This window comes from Mesorhizobium sp. P2_D6 (assembly GCF_056404315.1).
In genome coordinates, this window is sequence record NZ_JBFUEG010000001.1 from 544,034 (window position 1) to 568,213 (window position 24,180).

Below are 24,180 nucleotides of genomic sequence, written 5' to 3' on the forward strand. Positions count from 1 at the left end.
TCTCCCCGTCACTATACGGGGAGAAGGTGCCGGCAGGCGGATGAGGGGCGGCGCCGTCGTTGGCAGTCGATGCTATCGAAAAACGCAGGGCCGTCCACTTGGAACGACCCTGCTCGTTGAGCTCTTACTTGCCCGGCTTGTACCAGCTGTCGAGGCCGTCCTGCAGCTTCTTGGCGGCAGCTTCCGGCGTATCGGTGCCGTTGATGACGTTGGCCGATTCAACCCAGGTCTCGTTTTCCAGGTTCGGCGTGCCGCGCGACAGGATCTGGTAGGTCGAGCGGATCGTCGACTTGCACTTGTCGCGCCAGGAGACGAATTCCTGCGCCAGCGGGTCTTCCATCTTCACCGGGTTGGAGTTCAGGCTGAAGAAGCCCGGCAGTGCGTTGGCGTAGATGGTCGCGAAGTCCGGCGAAGCGACCCAGGACAGGAAGGTCTTGGCCGCGTCGGCATTCTTCGACGCTGCATTCAGCCCCATGCCGATATCGGTATGGTCGGAGATGTAGCAGGTGTCGCCGGCCTTCTCGACCGGCGGCGGGAAGGCGCCCATCTTGAACTGCGCCTGGGTGTTGAACAGGCCGATCTCCCACGAGCCGGCCGGGTAGATGGCGGCGCGGCCGAGCGTGAACAGGTTCTGGCTGTCCGGGTAGGTCTGGGCTTCGAAGCCGTCGCCGAGATAGGGCTTCCACTTGGCCAGTTCGGCATAGGGCGCGACCCAGTCGGCGTCGGTCAGCTTCTGCTCGCCCTTGATGAGGGCTGCGCGGCCGTCTTCGCCCTTCCAGTAGTTCGGGCCGATGTTCTGGTAGCCCATGGTTGCGGCTTCCCAGAGATCCTTGGTGCCCATCGCCATCGGGATGTAGGTGCCGTCGGCCTTGATCTTGTCGAGCGCGGCGAAGAATTCGTCACGCGTCGTCGGCACCTTGATGCCGAGCTTGTCGAAGGCGTCCTTGTTGTAGATGAAGCCGTGGATGACCGAGGCCATCGGCACGCAGAAGCTCGCCTTGCCGTCATCGGTCTGCCAGGCGGCCTTGGCGACGGGCGAGAAGTTTTCCATGCCGGGCAGCGCCGAGAGATCGGCGAGATTGCCCTTCCTGAACAGTTCGAGCGACTTGTCGAACGGGCGGCAGGTGATCAGGTCGCCAGCCGAGCCGGCGGCGAGCTTGGCGCCGAGTGCGGCGTCATATTCGGTCGGCGCCGAAGGAGCGAACACCACCTTGATGCCCGGGTTCTTGGCTTCGAAGGCCGGGATCAGCTTGTCCTTCCAGATGGTGAGGTCGTCGCCGCGCCAGCTTTCGATGTTAAGGGTAACGTCAGCGGCGTGAGCCAACCCGGCGGTGCCGAGAATGCTGGTGCCGAGAAGCAGTGCCGTCAGTAGTTTCGTTGTCATGCTAGTCTCCCTGTTGACCTTTTTCAGGTTCGGTTTTGAGAACAGGGGCCTTCGCGCCCTTGTTCCCCTCGATCGCGGAAAGGGCTGGCCTGAGCTTCTGGCCGGTCCTTTCCAGTATCTTCTCGGCCACATCGGCGTTGGCGGCGCCGGCGGCGAGCAGAATGGCGGTTTTGACAACGCCGCCGCTCTCTTCGAGCAGGCGCGCGGCATCTTGCCTGTCGTGGCCGCTGATGGCGGCGACGATGCGGGCCGCGCGGTCGCGCAGCTTGATGTTGTCGGCAGTGAGATTGACCATGTAGCCGTCATGGACATGGCCGAGATGGATGGCGGTCAGCGTCGACAGCATGTTGAGCGCGATTTTCTGGGCGGTGCCGGCGCCCATGCGCGTCGAGCCGGCAATCACCTCCGGCGGTGTCTCCAGCAGGATGGCAACGTCGGCCAGCTTGAGCAGCGGCGTGTCCTTGTTGTTGGCAATGGCAATGGTCGCTGCGCCCCGGCCGCGCGCATCCTTCAGCGCCTGGACCGCATAGGGTGTCGAGCCGCTGGCCGAAATCGCGATCAGGCAGTCGCCCTTGCCGATGCCGGCGCCAGCAACAGCCGCCGAGGCCTCATCTGTGTCGTCCTCGGGTCCGCCGGCCAATGTCTTGAAGGCCTCGTCGCCACCGGCGATCAGGATGACGATGCGCTCGCGCTTGATACCGAACGTGCCGGGCAATTCCAGCGCGTCGGCCAGCGCCATCAGGCCGGAGCTGCCGGCCGCCGCATAGGCGAGCTTGCCGCCGCCGTTCAGCCGGCCGGCGATGATCTCGGCCGCGGCAGCGATGGCGGGAATGGCGTCGCGGACGGCCTTGGCGGCCTCGATCTGTGCATTGGCGAGCGAAGAAAGGATGGTGTCCGGGGCCTGGATGTCCAGTCCCTCGGCATTCCTGTGAAGCGCTTCGGTGCGCGGTTCGGCCATCCCTGTCCCTCCGATGAACGAACAATACCAAAAAAATACCACTTGTCCACACGCATTAACGGATTTGAGTGCCAGAAATCGCTGAGCCGGCGAATTTCATAGGTTTTTCAATAAAATACACCTTAATCTTTTTGAAACGGAAATTAATCCTTGGCTATTGGTATTTTATTGGTATTATCCGCCCCGAGGAGAAATCGCGTGAATTTCGTGCTCGGTATCGATGGCGGCGGCACCAGCTGCAGGGCAGCCCTTGCGACAGGCGATGGCGCTGTCATTGGCCGCGCCAAAAGCGGCGCGGCCAACATACGCACCGATCTCACCGGCGCCCGCACCCATATCGTCGAGGCGGCACGGCAGGCGTTCATCGCCGCCGGGCAGGACCCGGACCAGATCCCACAGACACCAGCCATTCTTGGCCTTGCCGGCGCCAATGTCGGCACCTACCGGCAGCAGCTCGAAGCGATCCTGCCGTTCAGCATCAGCCGTGTCGAGACCGACGCCGAGATCGCGCTGGAAGGCGCAGTCGGCTCCGGTGACGGCGCCATGGCCATTCTCGGCACCGGCACCGCCTATATGGCGCGCAAGGGCGGGGTATCGCGCGCCATTGGCGGCTGGGGGTTCCAGGTCGGCGACCAGGGCAGCGGCGCCCGCATCGGCCGCGATCTGCTGGAACAGACGCTGCTTGCCCATGACGGTGTCCGACCGCGCTCGCCCTTGACCGACAGCATGATGGCGACCTTCCGCAACAATCCCGAAGACGTGGTCGAGTTCACCACCAATGCCAAGCCCGGCGATTTCGGCGGCTTCGCGCCCAAGGTGTTCGAGCATGCCGAAAAGGGCGACGCCGTCGCCAACTGGATCGTCGACAAGGCGGTTGCCGATGTCCAGGCAGCCCTTGGCGCACTCGATCTTTCGCACGACGCGCCGCTCTGCCTGCTCGGTGGTCTGGCGCCACTCTATGCGCCGCGCCTTTCCCAGCGCTACCAGGCGCTGCTCAAGGCGCCGCTCGACGATGCGCTGGGCGGCGCCGTGCAGATGGCGGCTCGCATCTTCGCCAAAGCGGAGGCAGCGCGATGAGCGAGGCCGCCGACCAGATCTTCGCCACGCTGAAGCAATCGTCGCAAAGCGGCGCGCCGCTCTATCTGCAGCTGAGGAAAAGCATTGAGGACGCGGTCAATCGCGGTCTGATCGGGCCGGGCGACGCGCTGCCGTCGGAGCGCGACATCGCGACCAAGGCCGACATTTCCCGTGTCACCGTGCGCAAGGCGGTCCAGGACCTGGTCAAGGGCGGCATATTGGTGCAGCGCCACGGCTCCGGCACCTTTGTTGCGCCGCGCATGGAGCGCGTCGAGCAGTCGCTGTCGAGGCTCACCTCCTTCACCGAGGACATGGCCCGGCGCGGCATGGCGGTGCGTTCGGCATGGCTCGACCGCGGACTGTACGCGCCCTCGCCCGACGAGATGATGGTGCTCGGCCTGTCGTCGAACGAGTTGGTGGCGCGTGTGGCGCGCCTGCGCATTGCCAACGACACGCCGCTGGCCATCGAGCGCGCCTCGCTGTCGGCCAGCGTGCTGCCGGACCCCGCCGGGATAGGCTCTTCTCTCTATGCGGCGCTGGAGTTGACCGGCAACCGCCCGGTGCGGGCGGTGCAGCGCATTTCGGCCGCCAATCTCGGCGACGGTGACGCGCGCCTGCTCGAAGTGCCGCCGGGCATTGCCGGCCTGCACATTGAACGCATTTCCTATCTGGCGAGCGGCAAGGTGATCGAATTCACCCGTTCCATCTACCGGGGCGACGCTTATGATTTCGTCGCCGAACTGCGGCTGACAGGGCCGAGCGAAGAGGGCCGACCATGATCCCCAACACCACTCATATGCGGCGCGAGATCGACGAGATTCCGCAAGCCGTCGCGCGCCTGCTCGACGGTTCGGCAGCAGTGCTGACCGAGGCCGGACGCGGCATTCGCGAACGCGATCCGAGCTTCATCGTTACCGTCGCGCGCGGCTCGTCCGACCATGCCGCCACCTTCATGAAATATGCCGTCGAGCTGACCGCTGGTCTGGCCGTCGCTTCGGTCGGCCCGTCGATCGCCTCGATCTATGGCGCGAAACTCAAGCTCGCCGGCTCGGCCTGCCTGGCCATCTCGCAGTCGGGCAAGAGCCCTGATATCGTCGCCATGGCCGAGACGGCCAGGGCCGGCGGATCACTCACCGTCGCCATCACCAACACCGCCGATTCGCCGCTGGCACGGGCCTCGGATTTTGCCATTGACATCCTGGCCGGGCCCGAGCGCAGCGTTGCGGCGACGAAAACCTTCGTCAATTCGGCGGTGGCCGGGCTGGCGCTGATGGCGCATTGCACCGGCGACGACAAGCTGCTGGCCGCCCTCGCCCGCCTGCCCGAACACTTCAGCAAGGCGATCGCCTGCGACTGGATGGCGCTGGCCGGCGCGCTGGAGACGCCGCAATCGCTGTTCATTCTCGGCCGCGGCCCGTCCGCGGCGATGGCCAATGAGGCGGCGCTGAAGTTCAAGGAGACCTGCGGCATGCACGCCGAGGCCTATAGTGCGGCCGAAGTCATGCACGGCCCGCTGGCGCTGGTCGGTCCAGGCTTCCCGGTGCTGGCGCTGGCTGCCCGCGACGCCTCGGAGCCGTCGGTGGCCGAGGCCGCCGACAGCCTTGCCGGCAAGGGTGCCGCCGTCTTCATCACTTCGGACAAGGCGAGGAGCGCGCAATCCCTGCCGCATGTCGCCACCGGTCATCCCTTGACCGACCCGCTGACGCTGATCGTGTCCTTCTATGGCTTCGTCGAGGCCTTCGCCCGCCATCGCGGCCTCGATCCGGATGTGCCGCGCAACCTGCGCAAGGTGACGGAAACCGTATGAGCGACCGTTTTGCCCTGACTGGCGCCCGCATTTTCGACGGCGACGACTGGCACGACAATGCCGCCCTTGTCGTGCACGGCGATGCGGTCGAAGGCATTCTTCCCGTCGGCGCTGTTCCGTCAGGCGTTGCCCGGATCGACACCGGCGGCGGCATGCTGGCACCGGGCTTCGTCGACCTGCAGGTCAATGGCGGCGGCGGCGTCATGCTCAACGACCATCCCGATGTCGCCTCGCTTGCAACCATTTGCCGGGCGCACGCGCCGTTCGGCACCACGGCGCTGCTGCCAACCCTGATCACCGATACGCCTGAGATCACCGCCGCGGCCATTGCCGCCGGCGCTGAAGCGGCACGGCAGAAGCTGCCGGGGTTTCTCGGCTTGCATCTCGAGGGACCGCATCTCTCGATCGCGCGCAAGGGCGCGCATGATCCGGCGCTGATCCGGCCGATGATGGATGCCGACCAGGCTGCCCTGATCGCGGCGCGCAAAAATCTGCCGGTGCTGCTGACGACGATCGCGCCCGAATCCGTCGAGCCCGCCCGGGTCGCCGCACTTGCCAAAGCCGGCATCGTCGTCAGCCTCGGCCATTCCGACACCGGCTACGCTATGGCCAGAGCCTTTGCCGACGCCGGCGCCAGTGTGGTCACCCATCTGTTCAACGCCATGAGCCAGATCGGCAACCGCGAGCCGGGACTGGCTGGTGCGGCCATCGACATAGGGGGCCTCTCGGCCGGCATCATCGCCGACGGCATCCATGTCGACCCGGCCACCATGCTGATTGCGCTGCGCGCCAAGCAGGGACCGGGCAGGATCGTGCTGGTCACCGACGCCATGGCGACGATCGGCACCGACATGACCTCGTTCCCCCTCAACGGCCGCACCATCTATCGCAAGGATGGCAGCCTGCGGCTGGCCGACGGCACGCTGGCCGGGGCCGATCTCGATATGATCTCGGCCGTCCGCTATGTGCACAGAATTGTCGGGCTGGACCTGTCGGAGGCCTTGCGCATGGCCTCGCTCTATCCGGCGCAAGCTGTCGGCCAGGCGCATCGGCTCGGCCGCTTCGCCAACGGCACTGCGGCCGATATTGTCGCGCTGTCGGACGATCTCGACGTCAAGGGCGTGTGGATCGGCGGCGGCAGGGTTTTTGCAGGCGCGGACAGTCGGCGCTAAAGTCCGTCCATGCATGATGTCGATTGTTTTGTTGCCGGGGCGGGTGTGGTCGGCCTCGCCATTGCCCGTGCGCTGACGCTGGCGGGCCGTGAGGTGCTGGTGGTCGAGAAGGCCGCAGCCATCGGCACGGGCACCAGTTCGCGCAACTCGGAAGTCATCCATGCCGGGCTCCATTATGCGCCGGGCAGCTTCAAAGCCCGGCTCTGCGTCGCGGGTCGCGAGCGCCTCTATGCCTACTGCCATGAGCACGGCGTCGCCCACCGGCGCACCGGCAAACTGCTCGTTGCTGTCGAACCCGACCAGTTGGACAGGCTGCAGGCGATCCAGATCAACGCGGCGCAATGCGGAGTAGGCGACCTCACGCTGTTGACGCGCGCAGAGGCCGAAACCCTCGAACCCGCGCTGACCTGCGCCGGCGCGTTGCTGTCGCCGTCGACCGGCATCGTCGACAGCCAGGCGCTGATGCTGTCGCTGCGTGGTGACGCGGAAGCCGCTGGCGTATCCTTCGCGCTGCTCACGACTGTTGCCGGCGCGGCCATCGAAGCCGACGGGATCCGGATCGACACGCGTGACGCCGATGGTGAGGGGTTCCGTCTCAAGGCCGGTGCCTTCATCAACGCCGCCGGCCTCGACGCCCAGGCATTGGCCAGACGCATCGAAGGCTTCCCGCAAGACCTCGTTCCGCCGCTATGGCTGGCGCGAGGCAACTATTTCGCGCTGTCCGGCCGCTCGCCCTTTTCGCGGCTGATCTATCCGGTGCCAGTCCATGGCGGTCTTGGTGTTCACCTGACCCTCGACCTCGGCGGCAGCGCGCGCTTTGGCCCTGATGTCGAATGGATCGATCGCGTCGACTATACCGTCGATCCCGGCCGAAGCGCTGCCTTTTACGAGGAGATCCGGCGCTACTGGCCCGGCCTCGCCGATGGCGCATTGCACCCCGCCTATGCCGGCGTCAGGCCAAAACTGTCCGGTCCAGGCCAGCCGGCGGCAGATTTCATCATCCAGGGCCCGGCCGAGCACGGCGCTGGGCCGATCGTCAATCTGTTCGGCATCGAGAGCCCCGGCCTGACGGCGAGCCTGGCAGTCGCCGACCATGTTGTGGAGCTGCTCAGCCTGAAATGACAGGGCTGCGGCTGTTGTCGTCTCAAGCTATGAAACCTTTTGATTTTGAGGCCGTTGTCGGGGCGTATGTCCGAGGCGAAACCCAAATCGAAACCGACCGACGGCATCAGACCGAGCGATGCCCCGAAGTCGCGCCGGGAAAAGCCATCACGACAAAAGCCGCGCGACCGACGAACGGGCGAGGAGAAGCCGCGCGAAGAGAAGCCAACGCCTGCCGACGCAGGGCCGGAGGTCGACGGCCAGGCAGGGCCGCCGCCGGAAGCTATCGAACCCGATCCGCAGCTGACGCCCGAAGAGGCCGAGCAGGCGCGCAAGAAATACCTGCTGCGGCGTTTCTGGATCAGCGCGCGCGGCTACTGGAGCCGGCGCGGCGACCGGCTCGCCTGGCCATTCACGATCGGAGTGCTGCTGCTGATCTGCATCAACATCGGTTTCCAGTATGGCATCAATGTCTGGAACCGCTCGATGTTCGATGCCCTCGAGCAGCGCAACGCCCGCACAGTCTATTTCCTCAGCGCCGTATTCGTGCCGCTGGTGATCTGCAGCGGCAGCCTTGTCGTGGCGCAGGTCTACCTGCGCATGACGATCCAGCGCCGCTGGCGTTCCTGGCTGACCACCGGGGTCGTCGCGCGCTGGCTGGCAAACGGCCGCTACTACCAGCTGAACCTCGTGGGCGGCGACCACCAGAACCCCGAGGCCCGCATGACCGAGGATCTGCGCATCGCCACCGAGTCGCCGATCGATTTCATCGCCGGGGTCCTCAACGCGTTCCTGTCGGCCTCGACCTTCATTGTCGTGCTGTGGACCATCGGCGGCGCGCTCACCCTGCCGATCGGCGGCGAGAGCATCACCATTCCCGGCTTCCTGGTCATCACCGCGATCATCTATGCCGCCATCACCTCGACCTCGATGGTGGTCATCGGCCGCAATTTCGTCCAGCTCTCCGAGCGGAAGAACCAGGCGGAGGCCGAACTGCGCTACACGCTGACGCGCGTGCGCGAAAACGGCGAAAGCATCGCCTTGCTGGGCGGCGAGGAGGAAGAGCGCGGCGGCATCGACGAGAATTTCGGCCATGTGCTGAGGCAATGGGCGCTGCTGACCGGACAGCACATGCGCACGGCGGCGGTGTCGCAGGGATCGAGCCTGTTTGCGCCGGTCGTGCCGATCCTGTTGTGCGCGCCAAAATTCCTCGAAGGCTCGATGACGCTTGGCGAGGTGATGCAGGCGGCGTCTGCCTTTGGCATCGTGCAAGGCGCGTTCGGCTGGCTGGTCGACAACTATCCGCGTCTCGCCGACTGGAACGCCTCCGCGCGGCGCATTGCCTCGCTGATGATGTCGCTCGACGGGCTCGAGCGCGCCGAGCAGAGCGATGCGCTCGGACGCATCAACCGGGGCGAAACCGAAGACGGCGCCATCCTCAGCCTCGACAATCTTTCCGTGACACTCGATGACGGCACCTCCGTGGTCAAGGAAACCGAGGTCGTGATCGAGCCGGGCGAGCGGGTGCTGGTGGCTGGCGAATCTGGTTCAGGCAAGTCGACGCTAGTGCGGGCAGTCGCGGGCCTGTGGCCATGGGGTGGCGGCAGCGTCAATTTCCACGCCGACAGGCGCCTGTTCATGCTGCCGCAACGCCCCTACATCCCCACCGGCACGCTTCGCCGCGCGGTCGCCTATCCCGCGGCGGCGGACAAGTGGACGATCAAGCAGATCAAGGCCGCCCTCGACAAGGTGGGGCTTGGCTATCTCACCGACAGGATCAGGGAAGACGCGCCATGGGACCAGACGCTGTCGGGTGGCGAAAAGCAACGCCTCGCCTTCGCGCGCCTGCTGCTGCATCGCCCCGATATCGTGGTGCTGGATGAAGCGACTTCGGCGCTAGACGAGAAGAGCCAGGACACGATGATGAAGACGGTGATCAGCGAACTGCCTGATGTCACCATCATCAGCGTGGCGCACCGCGCGGAGCTCGAAGCCTTCCACAGCCGCAAGATCACCCTGGAAAGGCGTGAGGGCGGCGCCAAGCTCGTCAGCGATGTCGACCTCATCCCGCGCAAGCGCCAACGCAGCCTGCTGAACCGCGCCCTGTGGGGTTCCGGCACCCCAAAGCCTCGCAGGTAGGGAGGGCACTACCGAACCGCGCACAGGTGGCAGTGGATCGCCTGAAGCAAAGTGATTAGCCGGCTTCTTAACGGTCGTAGAGGCCCTTGTAGCTTTCGCGCAGCAGGTTCTTTTGCACCTTGCCCATCGTGTTGCGCGGCAATTCATCGACGAAGATGACCTGCTTCGGGTGCTTGTATTTCGCCAGCTGGCCGGCAATGGCGCCAACGATCTCGGCCCCGGTAATCTGGGAGGCAGGCTCCCGCACCACGACAGCGGTGACGCCTTCGCCGAAATCGGGATGGGCAAGACCGATGACCGCACTTTCCGCGACTCCAGCCAGCGCGTCGATCTCGCTCTCGATCTCCTTCGGATAGATGTTGTAGCCGCCGGAAATAATCAGGTCCTTGCCGCGCCCGACTATGTGGACGTAGCCATCGGCATCGATAAGGCCGAGATCGCCGGTGATGAAGAAGCCGTCGGCGCGGAATTCCGCCTTGGTTTTCTCCGGCATGCGCCAGTAGCCGGAAAAGACATTCGGCCCCTTCACCTCGATCATGCCGACCTCACCCTGGGCTAGCGCAGCACCACTGTCGGGATCGGCGATGCGCAGCGAAACGCCGGGGAGCGGGAAGCCGACCGTGCCGGCGCGGCGCTCGCCCTCGTACGGGTTCGAGGTGTTCATGTTGGTCTCAGTCATGCCGTAGCGCTCGAGGATCGCGTGGCCGGTCAGTTCGCGCCAGGCCTTGTGCGTTTCTGAGAGCAGTGGCGCCGAGCCGGAAACGAACAGGCGGATATTCTTCGCTGCCTGCGCGTCGAGTCCCTGTTGCAGCAAGAGCCTGGTATAGAAGGTTGGCACGCCCATCAGCACCGTGGCGCGCGGCAGAAGCGAGACGATGCGGCTGGCGTCGAATTTCTGCTCGAACAGCATCGAGGCGCCGGCCATCAGGGCGACGTTGGTGGCGACGAACAGGCCATGCGTGTGGAAGATCGGCAGCGCATGGATCAGCACGTCTTCCCCCTTGAAGCGCCATTGCTCGACCAGCACGCGCGCGTTGGAGGCCAGGTTTTCGTGGCTGAGCATGGCGCCCTTCGAACGGCCGGTCGTGCCCGATGTGTAGAGGATCGCCGCGAGGTCGTCCGGCTCGCGCGCCATATCGTCAAAATCCGCGGGCTGTTGCGCGGCCTGTTCGGTCAGCGAGCCTTCACCGTTGCGGCCGAGTGTGGCGGTAACTGCGCCCGAAGCCTTTGCCAGCGGCGCGATATCGCCAGCCCGCGACGGGTCGCAGACGACCAGCCGTGGCTCGGCATCGCCGAAGAAATAGCCGAGCTCCGTCAACGTGTAAGCGGTGTTGAGCGGCAGGAAGACCGCACCGGCGCGCAGGCAGGCCAGATAAAGGAAAATGCATTCGGGGCTTTTTTCGACCTGCACCGCGACGCGGTCGCCGGGCCTGACGCCGAAATGCTTCAGCGCCTGCGCCAATTGCGCCGACCGCGCCAGCATGTCACCGTAGCGAATAGAGCGCCCGTCATCGGTCTCCATCAAGGTGCGCCCGGGCGCGGGCATGCGGTCGCGGAAGGCATCGAACAGGTGATTGTTCATGCGTCTTCCCTAGCGCATGGCCTCGAAAAAAAACAACCGCTTTTCGGAACACCGCTGCAAGCAGATTTCGGATCGAAAAACCGCAAGTGTTGCTATCTGCGGCCGCGCAACGCCTTGCTTGCCCCGAGATCGCCGCTCTCGTTGAAGCGCTCCATGCACATGGCTGCCGTCAAACGGTAGTGGTTGAGCAGCGCTTCGACGGCGCCATCGGCATCGCCATCCACGGTGCGCTCGGCAATCAGGCGATGCTCGCCGATATCGTCGCGCTCGGGCCCGTCCTGGGAGATCAGCCGGTAGCGGGAGGCCTGATCGGAAAGCTGGTCACAAAAGCCGGTCAGCCAGTGCGACCGGCAGCCTGCGATCAGTGCCCGATGGAAGGCGCGATGCAGCTTTTCCCATTCCGGATTGTTCGAGGACGGATCTTCCGGCAAACGGCGCTGGGCGCGCGCCAGCCGATGCAAGGCCAGCACCAACTGCTCTTCCCACTCGCCGGTGCGGTTGGCAATGGATTCACGCAGCGCCCGCTCTTCCAGCCAGCAGCGCGTGCGCGTCAATTCCTCGAGTTCCGGGGCACTGACCGGCATGATGAAGAAACCGCGCTGGTCGTGGCGGCCAAGCAGGCCTTCCGAAGCAAGCCGGTTGAGAGCCTCGCGAACCGGCGAGGCACCGGCGCCGTAACGGGAAACCACCCATTCGACCCGAAGCTTGCTTTCACTTTCAAACACACCGCGCAGGAGATCGTCGCGAAGCTGTTGGTAGACCGTGCTGGCGAGTGTGCTCTTGGCGCCGGCGCCTTCAATCATATCGGCAGATCCGTAGGTCAATATGACTCCTGTCGCTCTCCCATGCTCCGCCTGCCCGTTCGCGAAGCAAACGATTCCCCTGCGAATCTACTGTACCTCGTAAGGCATCCATGCCTCAAGGGAAAGATCCCGATATTCGACTTAAAGAGGAAGGTTGTGCGCATCTTACTTTGAGGAAGTAACGAATATCGTGAAAAACTTGTTCTTGTGAAGAAACTTTGTGCTACTTCGCGACTCGCGTCTTCGCGACATGGTTGTGAGATCAGGAACACGGGTAATTTTTTCTTAACGCACGTCAGATTGCCGAACTTACCGCTCCCGCAATGAACACGCCCTCGGCATTCGTCCACTAGATTTTGCTGCCAGATGCAGTGCCAGATGCTGTGATCGCGTCGCTCGCCGCGACGGTCAGTTCCGGCGACTGCCGCAAGTTGACAGCTTTGGGGACATCTCGCCGGTTGAAGGATCGGGCCAAGAGATTAGAACCGCCGAGAATTTGTCTTGAAACTGATGTCAGCCGGCAACCCGGTCGGCCGCGGTTCGGATGGCTTCGATATTGGCCCGGTAGGCCTCGACGCTGCCGCCCTTGAAGACGGCGGCGCCTGCCACCAGCACGTCGGCGCCGGCTGATGTAACCAGGGGAGCCGTCTCCGGCGACACGCCGCCGTCAATCTCGATGCGGATCGGCCGGTTGCCGATCAGCGCCTTGACCCGCTTGACCTTGTCGACCATGGCCGGGATGAAGGCCTGGCCGCCAAAGCCCGGATTGACGGTCATGATCAGGATCAGGTCGAGCCGGTCGAGCACATATTCGATCGAGCTTTCCGGAGTCGCCGGATTGAGCGACACGCCAGCCTTCTTGCCGAGACCCTTGATGGTCTGCAACGAACGGTCGAGATGCGGCCCAGCCTCGGCATGCACGGTCATGCCGTCGCAGCCGGCATCGGCAAAGGCGGCCAGATAGGGATCGGCCGGCGCAATCATCAGATGACAGTCGAAGAAAGCCTTGGTGCGGTTGCGGATGGCCTTGATCACCGGTGGGCCGAAGGTGATGTTGGGCACGAAATGCCCGTCCATGACATCGAGATGGATCCAGTCGGCGCCGGCCGCGGCCACCGCCTCGACCTCGTCGCCTAGCTTCGAGAAATCCGACGCCAGCACCGATGGCGCAATCAGGGTCTTCCTGCTCATGATGCAGCCCTTTTTGGGCGCCCTGTTTGCGGGCGCTGTCTGACGACTGCCTAGACCATGATCCTGAAAAGGGAAAGTCGCTAGGTCCGGATTTCCATTCGCCTTGCGACAAACCGCTTGCAGCTCACAATCGGTTATGCGCCATTCAGTGGGGACAAACGGAGAGGTCAGATGGGAAAGATCGTCTACTCCATGCTGACGTCGCTGGACGGCTTTATCGAGGGACCGTCGGGCGACATCGGCTTGCCGGTGCCCGAGGAAGACCTGCACCGGCATTTCAACGACGAGATGCGGCGGACCGCGATCGCGCTCTGCGGACGCCGGATGTATGAGGCGATGCGCTTTTGGGACAGTCCGGAGCGCCAAACCGGGGGAGAGGTCGAGCGGGATTTTGCCGATGCCTGGCAAAAGACCCCGAAGATCGTGTTTTCGACGACGCTTCGCGACGTCGGACCCAATGCCCGGCTGGTGTGTGGCGATGTCGAAACCGTTGCAAGTGAGCTCAAATTGCAGACGGAGGGCGAAATCTCCGTCAGCGGCGCCGATCTTGCCGCACAATTCGCGCGTGCGGGCCTGATCGACGAATTCCGGCTCTACATGCAGCCGGTCGTGCTGGGCGGCGGCAAGCCGTACTTCCAGTCCGGCCTGGCGCTGACCTTGCAGCCGCTCGGCACGCAAAGTCTTGCCCAGGGCGTGACGCTGCTGCGCTACGCGCCCGCCAGCTGAGATTCGGCCTGGAGCAGTGTGAGGATCGACAACTCTGCCGCCTGAAAGAAAACCCCGCCGGATCGCTCCGGCGGGGGTTCTATTCCTGGCTCATATCCAGAACCTACGGCTTGAAGTTGGCCGTCGGATCCCTCTGCGGCTGTACCTGCGGCTGCTGCGTGCGGTTCGGCACGAACTGCTGAAGGATCCCCGGATTGAGCAACAGGCTCGGATCGAGCGACGGCTGTTGCCGGATGGCCCTGCAGTTCGGATACCGCCCAACCGTGCCTTCCGGGCAGCGCCGCCTGATCGGTTGGCACTGGCCGTTGATCATCACCGAGCCCGGGGCACATTCTTCCGGCCTCGGCTTGCGGCATGCGCCGTCGATCACCTGGGTGCCGCGCGGGCAAACGCACTCGCCGCGCTTGTTGTGGACCTGGCCGCGTATGTCGCACTGTTCCAGCACAGGCCGCTTCTGCCGGCAGGCACCGTCCCGCACCTCGGTGCCCCGTGGGCAGACGCAATYGCCATYGGCGTCATGAACCTGGCCGCGGATGGTGCACTGCTCTGGCTTCGGCCGGATCGGCCGGCAGGCTCCATTGCGCACCTCGGTCCCACGCGGGCAGACACAATCGCCRTCGGCGTCATGAACCTGGCCGCGGATGGTGCACTGCTCKGGCTTCTGCTTGTCGCGCACGCAGGCATTTGCCTGTCGGTCGAGATGCGTGCCGTCCGGGCAGTAGCAGCCATTGCCGTCCGACGTCGGGACCGAACCGGGGATGGTGCAGCCCTGCTTGTCGATCTTGACGCAGGCGCCGTTCTCAAGCTCGGTTCCGCGTGGGCAGACACAGCGTCCGTCCTCGGTGCGGATCTGGCCCTTGAGCAGCACGCAGGGCCTTGGCTTTGGCTCGATGATGACGCCACCGTCGGGCGAGCACTGGCCGTTGCGGAAGGTGGTTCCTTCCGGACACACGCACCGGCCGGCGTCGTTCATCACAAAGCCCGGCGAGCACTCTTTCTTCACCTCACGCTTGATGGTGAAGGGATGGCAGGCATAGGCCTTGCCGCGACCGCCCTGGATGTTGGTCTGATCGCCGGACAGCATGTCGCCGCCTTGCACCCTGGTATCAGGAGACAAGACACCGACGCAGTTCTGGCCGCTGACATTGCCCTGCAGGTTGGCCAGCGGGGCGTCGGGAAGGACCACAGTGACAGTGTGCACGTGGCTTTCCCCGGCGCCGAGCGTCAGGTTGGCGATGCAGGACAGAGGCAGCGTCGTCGGTTCCGGCGAGCAGCCGAAGGGCGGTTCGATCGACGTGATCGCAACGCCTTCCAGCCGGCCGAGCCCGTCCACGCCGATCGCATCGCCGATGCGGACCGGACCGGAGAATGGGGTCTGGCCGTCATTGGTGATGGTGATCTCGAACGAGCAGGGTTGTCCCGGCTGGCACTCGGCATCGCCGGTCTTCTTGACGCTGATGGTGGAGGTGCCACCGCCCTTGGCGCAGGCCTGGCCGAACGGGTAGACAACGTCGTCTCCCGGCGCCGGGCCGTACGAGCCGCGTGCGCAGTTCTCGAACGCGGCATTGGCGGAGACCGTTACGTCGAAGTGCCGGCTGGTTCCAGGCGTCATCACGGCGCCCGGAATCTGGCACGACAGCGCATTGGCTGGAACCGCTCCGCAGGCCCATTCCGCGCCGTCGGGTGTGACGGTCTGGATCTGGACCGGCGCGCCGCCCGAGATCAGCGTGGCGGCATCGTTGACCCGCACCGGACCGGTGGGGGCAGAGGTGCCAAGGCTGATGACGGTGATGCGGCAGGAAACGACCGCCGCGCCGGCCAGCGAGCCGTTGCACACCTTGGTTATGCGCAAGGTTGGCTTGCCGCCATTGGGATGCCGGAAGCGTTCCTTGGCGCAGGCCTTGTTGTTGGTGAGGTCGACCTCACCGGGAACGGGCTTCAGCGCCGCGCAGTTTTCAACCGTATCCGACTGGTAGCCGGCCGGCATCACCGCCTTGACGACGATCGGCGTCGAGGCGCCCGGCATCAGCACGATGCCGGCATTGTCGCAGCGGAACTGGCCAGGGCCGTTCGGTCCGCATGTCCAGGGCGGAGACGGGCCGAAGGTCGAAGAGGCCGGCGCGCCGCCCGGGTAATTGTCGATGACCGTCAGCGGCCCATTATAGGGGACGCTGCCATTGTTGATGATGTCGATCACGAAGTAGCAGATGCCGTCGGGCGTACAGACCGGAATGCGGGCACGCTTCTTCAGGATCAGGTCGACCTTCTTGTCGACCGGCGGCCGGCAGTCCGGGTTGCGATCGCCACGCCGGCAGATCGGGATCGAGGCGCAGCCGCGATCGTTCTGCTGGCTGCCGAACAGCAGCTTGCCGCTGGCGCCGTAATTGTAGGTGGCGCAGTTGCGCAGCACGCTACCTTGCCAGCCTCCGGCCGGCTTGAAGCCGAGCTTGAGGTCGACAGAGGCGCCCGGATTGAGCGTGGTCACCGGATAGGTGCACGTCATCGGGGTCACGCCGGGCACGCAGACCCAGGGCGGATTGGGCCCTGAATCCAGCACCGAGCCGGCCGGCAGCGTCACCTCGTCGAGCACGATCTTGCCGTGATAAGGCGCTCCGCCGACATTGGTGACCCGGATGGTGAAGTCGCAGCCGCCGCCCATCGTGCAACGTGTGACATCGGCGCGCTTTTCGACCTTGAGGTCCGGCTCCTTGTCGGGCGGACATCTGAGGTCACGCGGAATGACGATGTCGATGGTCTGCGTGCAGCACAGGCCCCAACCCTCCTTCGGGCCGGCATAGGTCTCGATGCCGGTGACGATGAGGTGGATGACGTCGCCGGGCGATGCGCCAATGATCTTCCAGTTGAGCACGCCGCCGCCCGCCGGCACCAGCTGGGTGTCGGGGATGATGGTGATGCCGGGGGTGGTCGTCGACACCTGCACCCACTTGCCGCCCATCTCCGGGCCGACAGGCATGTGATAGATGAAGGCGCCGCCGCCGGGCACGCAATCGACCGTGCCGCGCTCCACCTTGAAGCATTCCCGATCGGGAGGCGGAGGCCGCTTGTCGCAGTTGGTGAGGTCGATCTTGATCGAGGTCTTCACACCGGTCTTGTAGTCGCCATCGTCGGGCTTGCCCGGATCCTGCGACGGGATGATGGTCCCGGTGCCGGCTCCATTTGTAATCTTGATCAGGCCCTGATTGTCGATGACCGTCGGCGAGGGAAACGCCGCATGGTCGATCTTGGCCGTGATCTGGAAGTTGATGACGCGTTCATTGGCGGCGCCTGCGCCGTCGAGATCGGCGGCGGAGAGCCGGAAATCGGACACGGTTGCCGTATCGTTCGGATCGGCCGAGGTGCTGATCGAAACGCCGGGCAGCGGGCCGCCCGCAGCGTCCGTGCCGTCGCCCGACACATGCGCGCTGACGATCGAAAGGCCGTGCGGAAGCTGGTCCTTGAACTCGATCTTGAGCTTCTTCAACAGGGCAATCATGCCCGGGTCGGCAAAGCTTTGCGCATCGCCGCGTAGGCCGAAGCTCAGGGAGTAGACGACGTAGTCGCAGCTCCGCTGGGTGCCTTTCTTGGTGAAGAACGGCACGACCCGTTCCGGCCTCGGAGTGATGATTTTCGAGTTGTCGAGGTCGAGCCGCAGTTCCGGTGTGATCGGAACCGCGTCTTCGGCGTGGCTTGCCACAGGGGTGTACATGGCGACCGCGATACCGGCCGCCATCAGCCAGCGCGCACCGCGCCTGGCGTATGACAGGGGTCTCATGATGGTCTCCATGACGGTTTTCTGGTTGCGCGTCGCGATGGGGGAAAGTGCAGAAATGTTCATCTCTCCCTCCTCAACGTTCGCAGCTGACGGCTGGGGTTCTGAGCGGCAAAGTCATCTTGCAGCAAGGGTAGTAGCCACCCTTGTCCTTGTCGGATTGCCTGTAGAAGCAAAGCCCGACATCGACTCTGTCGCCCGGATAGTGGCCGGTGATGTCGATCGTGTAAGGCTTGCCGGGCGCGTGCGACTGGAGTGATGTCACCCCGACGCCTGGCGTCCTGGACTGGGCCTTGATCGAATCGCCGCCGAAGCCGGCATGGTCATGGAGATAGAGGTCGGCCTGGAGGCCGCGAGGCGTGCAGTAGAACTGAACATCCTCGACATCGATGCATGGAGGCAGATCGCCGGGCGGTGGGAAGTCCGGCGGATAGAAGGGCGGCAGGTAACCGCCGGGGATCTCTTCATAGTAGCCGGCACGGCCTTCGCAGGGGTGCCAGACCTCGACGTCGCCGACATGGCCTTCCACTTCGGGGTCTTCGAAATAGCCGTCGAAATCGACGAACCATGAGCCGAAGGGCGGCACGTTGGCCGGCTTCACCAGCGGCGTCGGCGTTATCTGCACGCCGTGCACGGCAAGCGGCCCGCCGGCGGCGAGCTGGTCGGCCAGTGTCGGGTTGTCGCGCAGTTTGTCGCCGGTGTTGACCAGCGTATCGGTGCACACGCCGGTGTTGAGATTGCCTTCGGCGTCGTAGCCATATTGCAGGTCAAGGCCGCCGGCCGACTGCCGGTTGCCTTGCGGGAAGCCGACTGCATATTCCTGCGGCTCTTCCACCCATTCCGATTCCGTCGCCGGATCGTCGGGGTTCTCGCGCCAATAGCGGATGACCTCGCCCTTGCCGGAATCGGCGAACTGGCTGTAATCGTAGCGGTTTTCCACCGGGCCGCGCTGCGCCAGGTACATGAAGCCCTTGTTGTCGAAGGCGATATCGGTGACGGCGTGGTCCTTGTCGGCCTTGACCGTCAGTTCCCAGCGCGGATCGCCGGCAAAGCTGCCGTCACGGGCGATGCCCACCGACCAGATTTCAGATTTTTCGCCGACCGAGTAGTAGACCCGGCCGCCATGATAGGCGACCGCCCAGACGCGGCGTTCGTCCTGCGTGTAGCCCCAGGTGTCGGGGTCTTCGCTATCGAATGCGGCACCCTGAATGTCCATCACCGCGCCATCGTCGGCGACGGGTACCAGCCCATGTGCCGGCCGTCCGGCAACGCCATGGTCGAAGGTGTCGATCAGCGTGCCGTTGGCGTCGATGCGGTGGATGAGGCCGGTGTCGAGGTCGCTGGCGAAGAACTCGCGATGATTGCTGTCGAAGGTGACGTCACCGATTCCGGGACCGCTGTTGGTGTCGATGTCGGCGAATCTGGAGACGGCGCCGGTGATGCCGTCGATCTTCCAGATCGTGCCGGGACCGCCACCGTTTTCGGTGCCGAACTGGCCGTCCATGAAGACGGCGCCGGCCGTGCCGCGGCGCTGCCGCTCAGGGCGGCCGTCGGAATCTTCGTCAGGGGTGACGATGCGGATGCCGTGAAGCGAGCTGGCGCCGGCATAGAGGTTGGGGATGCCTGACGGGACGCCGTCGCGCACGCCGTCATCATAGGTAATGGCGAACACCTGGCCGATCTGTTCGGCGGTCACCTCGAAGGGCGGCGGCGTGTAGACGAGCTGGCCGGAGGCCGGTCCGCCCAGCGCTGAAACGTCGAAAACGCGCAAGGTGGCGCGCGTCGTGTCGATAAAGGTCTCATCGACCGGGTCGACCCCGGGTGGCAACCCTTCGTCGAAATTGGGAATGACGGTGCCGGAAAATCCGGTCACCGCCACCGAGCCGGGATAGATGATCTGGGTTTCCTGCGCCCGGGCAGCTGTGCCCAGCCAAAGCGTGACGCTCAGCGCCAGGGCAACAAGCAAACCGCCTTCCAGATGGAGCGAATGGCGCAAACCGCCGCGTGGAGATGGCATGGACGTGCCGCGATCGCAGGACATAAAACTCCCCCCGAAGTTTTCGGGAGGAACTTCCGGTCCGGCCGGCCGAATCAGGGCAAGGCGCGTCGTTCCGGCACGTTCGTCCCTGATCGAATTGTCTGCTTTCCTCATCCTCACGATACGCCTGCTCCTGTGCAGGGTCAACGGAATCAGCCGGAAGCCCAGCGCATCGACCCCGTCCCGAAGGCGATGGTCGCGCTGAGCTCCCGTTGTTCCCGGAGACCTGCCAGTCTCTGGGGTCCTGGTCATTGGGGGCATCCTTTCCGGCCCCGCACCATGCGGCGCCTGAACGTCAGTCGCAGGCGGAAGCGGAAAGGTTCATGCAAAACGGCGGCTGGGACTGTTCGCCATTTCACAGAAGCGGCGAACGACTTTATTTTTCAGGCAGATTGTCGGCGAATGATCACCAGGTCCAGCCGCCTCGGCCCAGCACCGAGACCACCTCGACGATACGGTTGAAGCTGGCGCGCGCCCGGCCGACCGTGTGCCTGGCCCGGAGATAGCCATGCACCAGCCCCGGCTCCTCGAACCAGGTGGCGTGGCCGCCTGCGGCGAGGACGCGGTCGCGATAGGCCTCGCCATCGGACGACAGCGGGTCGCATTGTGCGGTGATGAGCACGGTTGGCGGCAGGTCGGTGAAATCCGTGTCGGCGAGCGGCGACAAAGCGATGTCACCGGTGCCGTCCGCGCCGCCGGTGCGGATGTGCTTGTAGAAGTCGAGATCGCGCATGGTCAGCATCGGCGCTTCCGCATGCGTCACGTAGGAACCCCTCGAGCGGTCGCCGCCGAGGCCGGGATAGATCAGCACCTGGCCGATTGGCCGCTTTGCATGGCCACGCGTTGCGTGGCTGACGGCCGCGCAGAGATTGCCGCCGGCGCTGTCGCCGCAGAGCACAACGGGGCGGTCGTACGTCGAGGCCGCCCATTCGAAGGCATGCAGCGCATCGTCGAAGGCGGCCGGGTGCAGATGCTCAGGGGCCAGGCGGTAGTCGACGGAGACCACCTCGAAGCCGGTGCGAGCGCACAATTCGGCGCAGACATCGTCATGGCTGTCGAGCCCGCCGAGGATGAAGCCGCCACCATGGATGTAGAGCACCATCGCCGCCTTGTTCGGGGTAGCGCTGCGATAGATGCGGATCGGGATATCGTGCGTGGCAATGATGGTCGTTTCCGCCGTCACACCATCTGGATAGCCGGCAAAGAATTCGCGGCACATCCGGTCATAAATCGTGCGCTGCTGGGCAATGGTGTAGTCGATCGTGTCGGGCGGGTAGAAGGAATTGGTCCGCTCGATGAAGGCCCAGGTCTCGGCGTCGATGAGGATTTTGTAGTCGGTCATGCGGGAAGACCAACTTTGGATGATGGCGCCCAGGCACCCCTCTCTGGCCTGCCGGCCATCTCCCCCTCAAGGGGGAAGATCGGATGTCGCGAATGGTTTCGCCAACCGTCAACGTTGGTGGGTGGGCGTCGAGGTCCGAGCAGCCAATCTCCCCCCTTGAGGGGGAGATGCCCGGCAGGGCAGAGGGGGGTGTGAAGGAACGCCATCGTCTGCGAGGCTACTTCCCCTTCCATACCGGATCGCGCTTTTCCGCAAAGGCGCGAAAACCTTCCATATTGTCGTCCGACCCATAAAGCGCATCGACGGTCGCCAATTGCCGGCGCGTCACGCGGTTCATCGCATCCTGGAAGGTCAGCGCCTCGGCCACCCGCGCCGTCTCCTTGATCGCGGCGAATACCAGCGGCGGACCACTGGCCAGCAGCCTTGCAATCTCCCAGACACGGTCTTCGAGCTTTTCCTTGGGCAGCACTTCGTTGACCAGCCCCCAGCGATGCGCCTCGGCGACATCCATCCAGCGGCCGGTGAGCAGCAGATCCATGGCGACATGATAGGGAATGCGCTTGGGGAGCTTGATCGTCGCGGCATCAGCCAGCGTGCCGGCGCGGATTTCGGGCAGTGCGAAGGAGGAATGGTCGGAGGCGTAGATGAGATCGCAGGACAGCGCCAACTCGAAGCCGCCGCCGACCGCCATGCCGTTGACGCAGGCGATGACCGGCTTGTTCATGTCGCGCAGCTCCTGCAGGCCGGCAAAGCCGCCGACGCCATAGTCGCCATCGACCGCGTCGCCGCCGGCGGCGGCCTTCAAATCCCAGCCGGCGCAGAAGAACTTGTCACCTGCGGTCTTGACGATGGCGACGCGAAGCTCCGGATCGTCGCGGAACGCCTTGAACGTCTCGCCCATCAGCCGCGACGTCTTCAGATCGATCGCGTTGGCCTTGGGCCGGTCGAGCGTGACCTCGAGGATAGTGCCCTCGCGGCGGGTCGAAATGACGTCAGACATTCTTCTTCTCTCCCAGCACCAGCAGCGCGTCGGCGATCCAGGCGCCCTTGCCCTCGGCGCAGACGATCAGCGGGTTGATGTCGAGTTCCTCGATCTCGCCGGCGTTCTTCTGCACGAAGCTGGCAATGCCCGCGATGGCCTCGATGGCGGCGGCGACATCGGCTTTAGGCCGGCCACGATAGCCCTCAAGCAGCGGGAACAGTTTCAGGCGGCGCAGGGCCGCCTCGATATCGTCGCGCGTCGCCGGCAGCATCAAGGTGACGCTGTCGCGCAACAACTCGACCAGCACGCCGCCAGTGCCCAGCGTCATGACGGCGCCGAACATCGGGTCGCGGGTGAAGCCGACGATCAGTTCGGCGACGCCGTCGCGCACCATGCGCTCGACATAGAGCCCGGTGCCGAGCGGCAGGAGATCATGCGCCGCTGTGCTGACGGATTCGGCATCCCTCAGGTTCAGCCTGACAGCGCCGACTTCCGACTTGTGGGTGACGCCGAGCGCCTTCAGCGCCACCGGGAAGCCGAGCGCCATCGACGAGATGACGGCGTCGACCGCATTGGCGGCACGTTCGCCCTTCGGCACCGGCAGGCCTGCCTTGATCAGCCGCTCCTTGGCTTCGGCCTCGTCAGGCGTCACATGGCCGCCTTCGGCAGCGCCCGCGGCCGACGTGTCGATCGGCTGCGCCTGCGGCTCGGCCCAGGCCCAGCCGATGAAGGCTGCTGCGCCTGCGGCGTCCATGGCTTCGGAGATGCCGAACAACGGCACCATGCCCCGCGCCACCAGCTCGGCGGTGTATTCCTCCGGCAGATTTTCCGGCAGCGACGAGACGATCGCGCCATGCGCCTTGTTGGTCTTCAGCGCCGATTCGAAGGCGCGCAGCGTCGCCCACCAGTCGGTGACCGAGCAGCGGTCTGGGCGCGGGAAGTCGAGCACCAGCATGTTGAGGTCGAAGCCACCCGACACCATGGCGGTGAAGGTTGCGGTCATCGCCGGCTCGTTGTTCCAGATGAAGGTGTGGTAGTCCAACGGGTTGGCGACGGCGACCAGCGGCCCGAGCGTCGATTTGACATGGGCGCGGTGCTTGCTGGTGAGCTCCGGGAAATTGACCCAGCGGCCCTCGGCGCTGTCGGCCATGACGGAGGCTTCGCCGCCCGAACAGCTCATCGACGACAGCCTGTAGCCGGGCAATGGGCCGGTGACATGCAAGAGCTTCAGCGCTTCGATAAAGGCGGGGATGGAATCGACGCGCGCAATGCCGAGCCGCCTCAGGAAAGCGCCGGAAGCCGCATCCGAGCCAGCAAGCGATGCGGTGTGCGAAACAGTTGCTTGCCTGGCCTGTTCCGAGCGGCCGACCTTCATGGCGATGATCGGCTTCTTGAGTTCGCGCGCCCTGGCGGCCAGCCGTTCGAAGCCGGCTACGGAGTCAAAAGCCTCGATGTGTAGGCCGAGTGAGGTGACACGATCATCCTCGATCAGGCCGAGCGCCATTTCGGACAGGCCGGTCTGCGCCTGGTTGCCGGCGGTCATCAGGAAGGCGATCGGCAGGCCGCGCTTCTGCATCGTCATGTTGATGGCGATGTTGGACGACTGGGTGATGATGGCGACGCCCTTTGCGCCTTCGGGCAGCCTGATGCCGCCATGCTGGTCCGGCCACAGCAACGCGCCGTCGGCATAGTTGATCAGGCCATAGCAGTTCGGGCCGATGATCGGCATCTGGCCGGCAGCAGCGACCAGTTCGGCCTGCAGCCGCTCGCCATCGTCATCATAAGCCTCGGTCTCGAGAAAGCCCGCGGCAAAACAGACGGCGCCGCCGGCGCCACGTTCGGCCAGCGCCTTGACCACCTCGATGGTCAAGTGCCGGTTGACGCCGACAAAGGCAGCGTCGGGCGCACCGGGAAGGTCTGCAACAGAACGATAGGCCTTGCGACCGGCAACCTCGTCCTTGGTCGGGTGCACCGGCCAGATTTCGCCGGCAAAGCCCATCTTGATCGATTGCGCGACGACGGCAGCGGCCTGCGCCCCGCCAAACACGGCGATGGATTTTGGGCGCAGGAGACGTTCGAGTTTATGCATGGCCATCTTTTCGTTTGAGC

The 24,180-nt window shown here is 64.8% G+C and carries 17 protein-coding genes; 7 read left to right on the forward strand and 10 right to left on the reverse strand.

The features are described 5' to 3' along the window. Nucleotides 1-124: 124 nt before the first annotated feature. Nucleotides 125-1,384, reverse strand: a complete 1,260-nt coding sequence (locus AC1D1L_RS02440; RefSeq protein ID WP_477338509.1) for an ABC transporter substrate-binding protein — start codon at nt 1,382-1,384, stop codon at nt 125-127. Nucleotide 1,385: 1 nt separating this feature from the next. Beyond that, nucleotides 1,386-2,342, reverse strand: coding sequence for an N-acetylmuramic acid 6-phosphate etherase (locus AC1D1L_RS02445; protein ID WP_477338511.1), 957 nt, complete (start codon nt 2,340-2,342; stop codon nt 1,386-1,388). 198 nt (nt 2,343-2,540) lie between these two features. On the opposite strand from AC1D1L_RS02445, the gene AC1D1L_RS02450 reads away from it, so the two are divergent. The 6 genes from AC1D1L_RS02450 (at nt 2,541) to AC1D1L_RS02475 (ending at nt 9,638) form a co-directional block, all read left to right on the forward strand. After that, the gene (locus tag AC1D1L_RS02450; RefSeq protein WP_477338513.1) at nt 2,541-3,419 is read left to right on the forward strand and encodes a glucosamine kinase nucleotide-binding domain-containing protein; all 879 of its coding nucleotides are present in this window, start codon (nt 2,541-2,543) and stop codon (nt 3,417-3,419) included. Next, nucleotides 3,416-4,198, forward strand: coding sequence for a GntR family transcriptional regulator (locus AC1D1L_RS02455; RefSeq protein WP_477338515.1), 783 nt, complete (start codon nt 3,416-3,418; stop codon nt 4,196-4,198). Before AC1D1L_RS02450 ends, AC1D1L_RS02455 begins: the two co-directional genes overlap by 4 nt. Beyond that, entirely contained in the window at nt 4,195-5,226 is a 1,032-nt protein-coding gene (locus tag AC1D1L_RS02460) for an SIS domain-containing protein (RefSeq protein ID WP_477338517.1), read from the forward strand. The genes AC1D1L_RS02455 and AC1D1L_RS02460 overlap by 4 nt, the downstream gene beginning before the upstream one ends. Next, nucleotides 5,223-6,398: an N-acetylglucosamine-6-phosphate deacetylase gene (gene nagA, locus AC1D1L_RS02465; protein ID WP_477338519.1), complete on the forward strand. Its 1,176-nt coding sequence runs from the start codon at nt 5,223-5,225 to the stop codon at nt 6,396-6,398. Before AC1D1L_RS02460 ends, nagA begins: the two co-directional genes overlap by 4 nt. A gap of 9 nt (nt 6,399-6,407) precedes the next feature. Further along, entirely contained in the window at nt 6,408-7,520 is a 1,113-nt protein-coding gene (locus tag AC1D1L_RS02470) for an NAD(P)/FAD-dependent oxidoreductase (RefSeq protein ID WP_477338520.1), read from the forward strand. Between the two features lie 66 nt (nt 7,521-7,586). After that, nucleotides 7,587-9,638 carry an ABC transporter ATP-binding protein/permease gene (locus AC1D1L_RS02475; RefSeq protein WP_477338522.1) on the forward strand — a complete coding sequence of 684 codons (2,052 nt, stop codon included), beginning with the start codon at nt 7,587-7,589 and terminating at the stop codon, nt 9,636-9,638. Between the two features lie 67 nt (nt 9,639-9,705). Here AC1D1L_RS02475 and AC1D1L_RS02480 read toward each other — a convergent pair whose 3' ends face one another. The 3 genes from AC1D1L_RS02480 to rpe all read right to left on the reverse strand — a co-directional run bounded on the left by AC1D1L_RS02480 (nt 9,706) and on the right by rpe (nt 13,214). Then, the gene (locus tag AC1D1L_RS02480) at nt 9,706-11,220 is read right to left on the reverse strand and encodes a malonate--CoA ligase (RefSeq protein ID WP_477338524.1); all 1,515 of its coding nucleotides are present in this window, start codon (nt 11,218-11,220) and stop codon (nt 9,706-9,708) included. Between the two features lie 92 nt (nt 11,221-11,312). After that, nucleotides 11,313-12,044 (reverse strand): GntR family transcriptional regulator, encoded by a 732-nt coding sequence (locus tag AC1D1L_RS02485; RefSeq protein WP_477338526.1) that lies wholly within the window; start codon nt 12,042-12,044, stop codon nt 11,313-11,315. A gap of 492 nt (nt 12,045-12,536) precedes the next feature. After that, entirely contained in the window at nt 12,537-13,214 is a 678-nt protein-coding gene (gene rpe, locus AC1D1L_RS02490; protein WP_352582349.1) for a ribulose-phosphate 3-epimerase, read from the reverse strand. 171 nt (nt 13,215-13,385) lie between these two features. On the opposite strand from rpe, the gene AC1D1L_RS02495 reads away from it, so the two are divergent. After that, on the forward strand, nt 13,386-13,940 hold the full coding sequence (locus AC1D1L_RS02495; RefSeq protein ID WP_477338528.1) for a dihydrofolate reductase family protein: 555 nt from the start codon (nt 13,386-13,388) through the stop codon (nt 13,938-13,940). Nucleotides 13,941-14,043: 103 nt separating this feature from the next. Here the strand turns inward: AC1D1L_RS02495 and AC1D1L_RS02500 are convergent, their stop codons facing one another. From AC1D1L_RS02500 to AC1D1L_RS02520, 5 genes are all read right to left on the reverse strand, one after another. Continuing rightward, on the reverse strand, nt 14,044-17,775 hold the full coding sequence (locus AC1D1L_RS02500) for a DUF7929 domain-containing protein (protein ID WP_477338530.1): 3,732 nt from the start codon (nt 17,773-17,775) through the stop codon (nt 14,044-14,046). Between the two features lie 10 nt (nt 17,776-17,785). After that, complete coding sequence (locus tag AC1D1L_RS02505; RefSeq protein ID WP_477338532.1) at nt 17,786-19,750, reverse strand: hypothetical protein; 1,965 nt, start codon at nt 19,748-19,750, stop codon at nt 17,786-17,788. A 403-nt stretch (nt 19,751-20,153) separates the two neighbouring features. Next, nucleotides 20,154-21,089, reverse strand: a complete 936-nt coding sequence (locus AC1D1L_RS02510; RefSeq protein ID WP_477338534.1) for an alpha/beta hydrolase — start codon at nt 21,087-21,089, stop codon at nt 20,154-20,156. A gap of 217 nt (nt 21,090-21,306) precedes the next feature. Beyond that, a complete protein-coding gene (locus AC1D1L_RS02515) occupies nt 21,307-22,089 on the reverse strand; it encodes a carnitinyl-CoA dehydratase (protein WP_112567435.1) in 783 nt (260 codons plus the stop codon). Beyond that, nucleotides 22,082-24,160, reverse strand: a complete 2,079-nt coding sequence (locus AC1D1L_RS02520) for an acetate--CoA ligase family protein (RefSeq protein WP_477338536.1) — start codon at nt 24,158-24,160, stop codon at nt 22,082-22,084. Before AC1D1L_RS02520 ends, AC1D1L_RS02515 begins: the two co-directional genes overlap by 8 nt. Nucleotides 24,161-24,180: the final 20 nt, after the last annotated feature.

Bases quoted from the DNA above. Each gene is read 5' to 3' on its own strand.
- AC1D1L_RS02440 (WP_477338509.1), bottom strand. From the start codon at position 1,384: ATGACAACGAAACTACTGACGGCACTGCTTCTCGGCACCAGCATTCTC.
- AC1D1L_RS02445 (WP_477338511.1), bottom strand. From the start codon at position 2,342: ATGGCCGAACCGCGCACCGAAGCGCTTCACAGGAATGCCGAGGGACTG.
- AC1D1L_RS02455 (WP_477338515.1), top strand. From the start codon at position 3,416: ATGAGCGAGGCCGCCGACCAGATCTTCGCCACGCTGAAGCAATCGTCG.
- AC1D1L_RS02460 (WP_477338517.1), top strand. From the start codon at position 4,195: ATGATCCCCAACACCACTCATATGCGGCGCGAGATCGACGAGATTCCG.
- nagA (WP_477338519.1), top strand. From the start codon at position 5,223: ATGAGCGACCGTTTTGCCCTGACTGGCGCCCGCATTTTCGACGGCGAC.
- AC1D1L_RS02470 (WP_477338520.1), top strand. From the start codon at position 6,408: ATGCATGATGTCGATTGTTTTGTTGCCGGGGCGGGTGTGGTCGGCCTC.
- AC1D1L_RS02475 (WP_477338522.1), top strand. From the start codon at position 7,587: ATGTCCGAGGCGAAACCCAAATCGAAACCGACCGACGGCATCAGACCG.
- AC1D1L_RS02480 (WP_477338524.1), bottom strand. From the start codon at position 11,220: ATGAACAATCACCTGTTCGATGCCTTCCGCGACCGCATGCCCGCGCCC.
- rpe (WP_352582349.1), bottom strand. From the start codon at position 13,214: ATGAGCAGGAAGACCCTGATTGCGCCATCGGTGCTGGCGTCGGATTTC.
- AC1D1L_RS02495 (WP_477338528.1), top strand. From the start codon at position 13,386: ATGGGAAAGATCGTCTACTCCATGCTGACGTCGCTGGACGGCTTTATC.
- AC1D1L_RS02505 (WP_477338532.1), bottom strand. From the start codon at position 19,750: ATGTCCTGCGATCGCGGCACGTCCATGCCATCTCCACGCGGCGGTTTG.
- AC1D1L_RS02510 (WP_477338534.1), bottom strand. From the start codon at position 21,089: ATGACCGACTACAAAATCCTCATCGACGCCGAGACCTGGGCCTTCATC.
- AC1D1L_RS02515 (WP_112567435.1), bottom strand. From the start codon at position 22,089: ATGTCTGACGTCATTTCGACCCGCCGCGAGGGCACTATCCTCGAGGTC.
- AC1D1L_RS02520 (WP_477338536.1), bottom strand. From the start codon at position 24,160: ATGCATAAACTCGAACGTCTCCTGCGCCCAAAATCCATCGCCGTGTTT.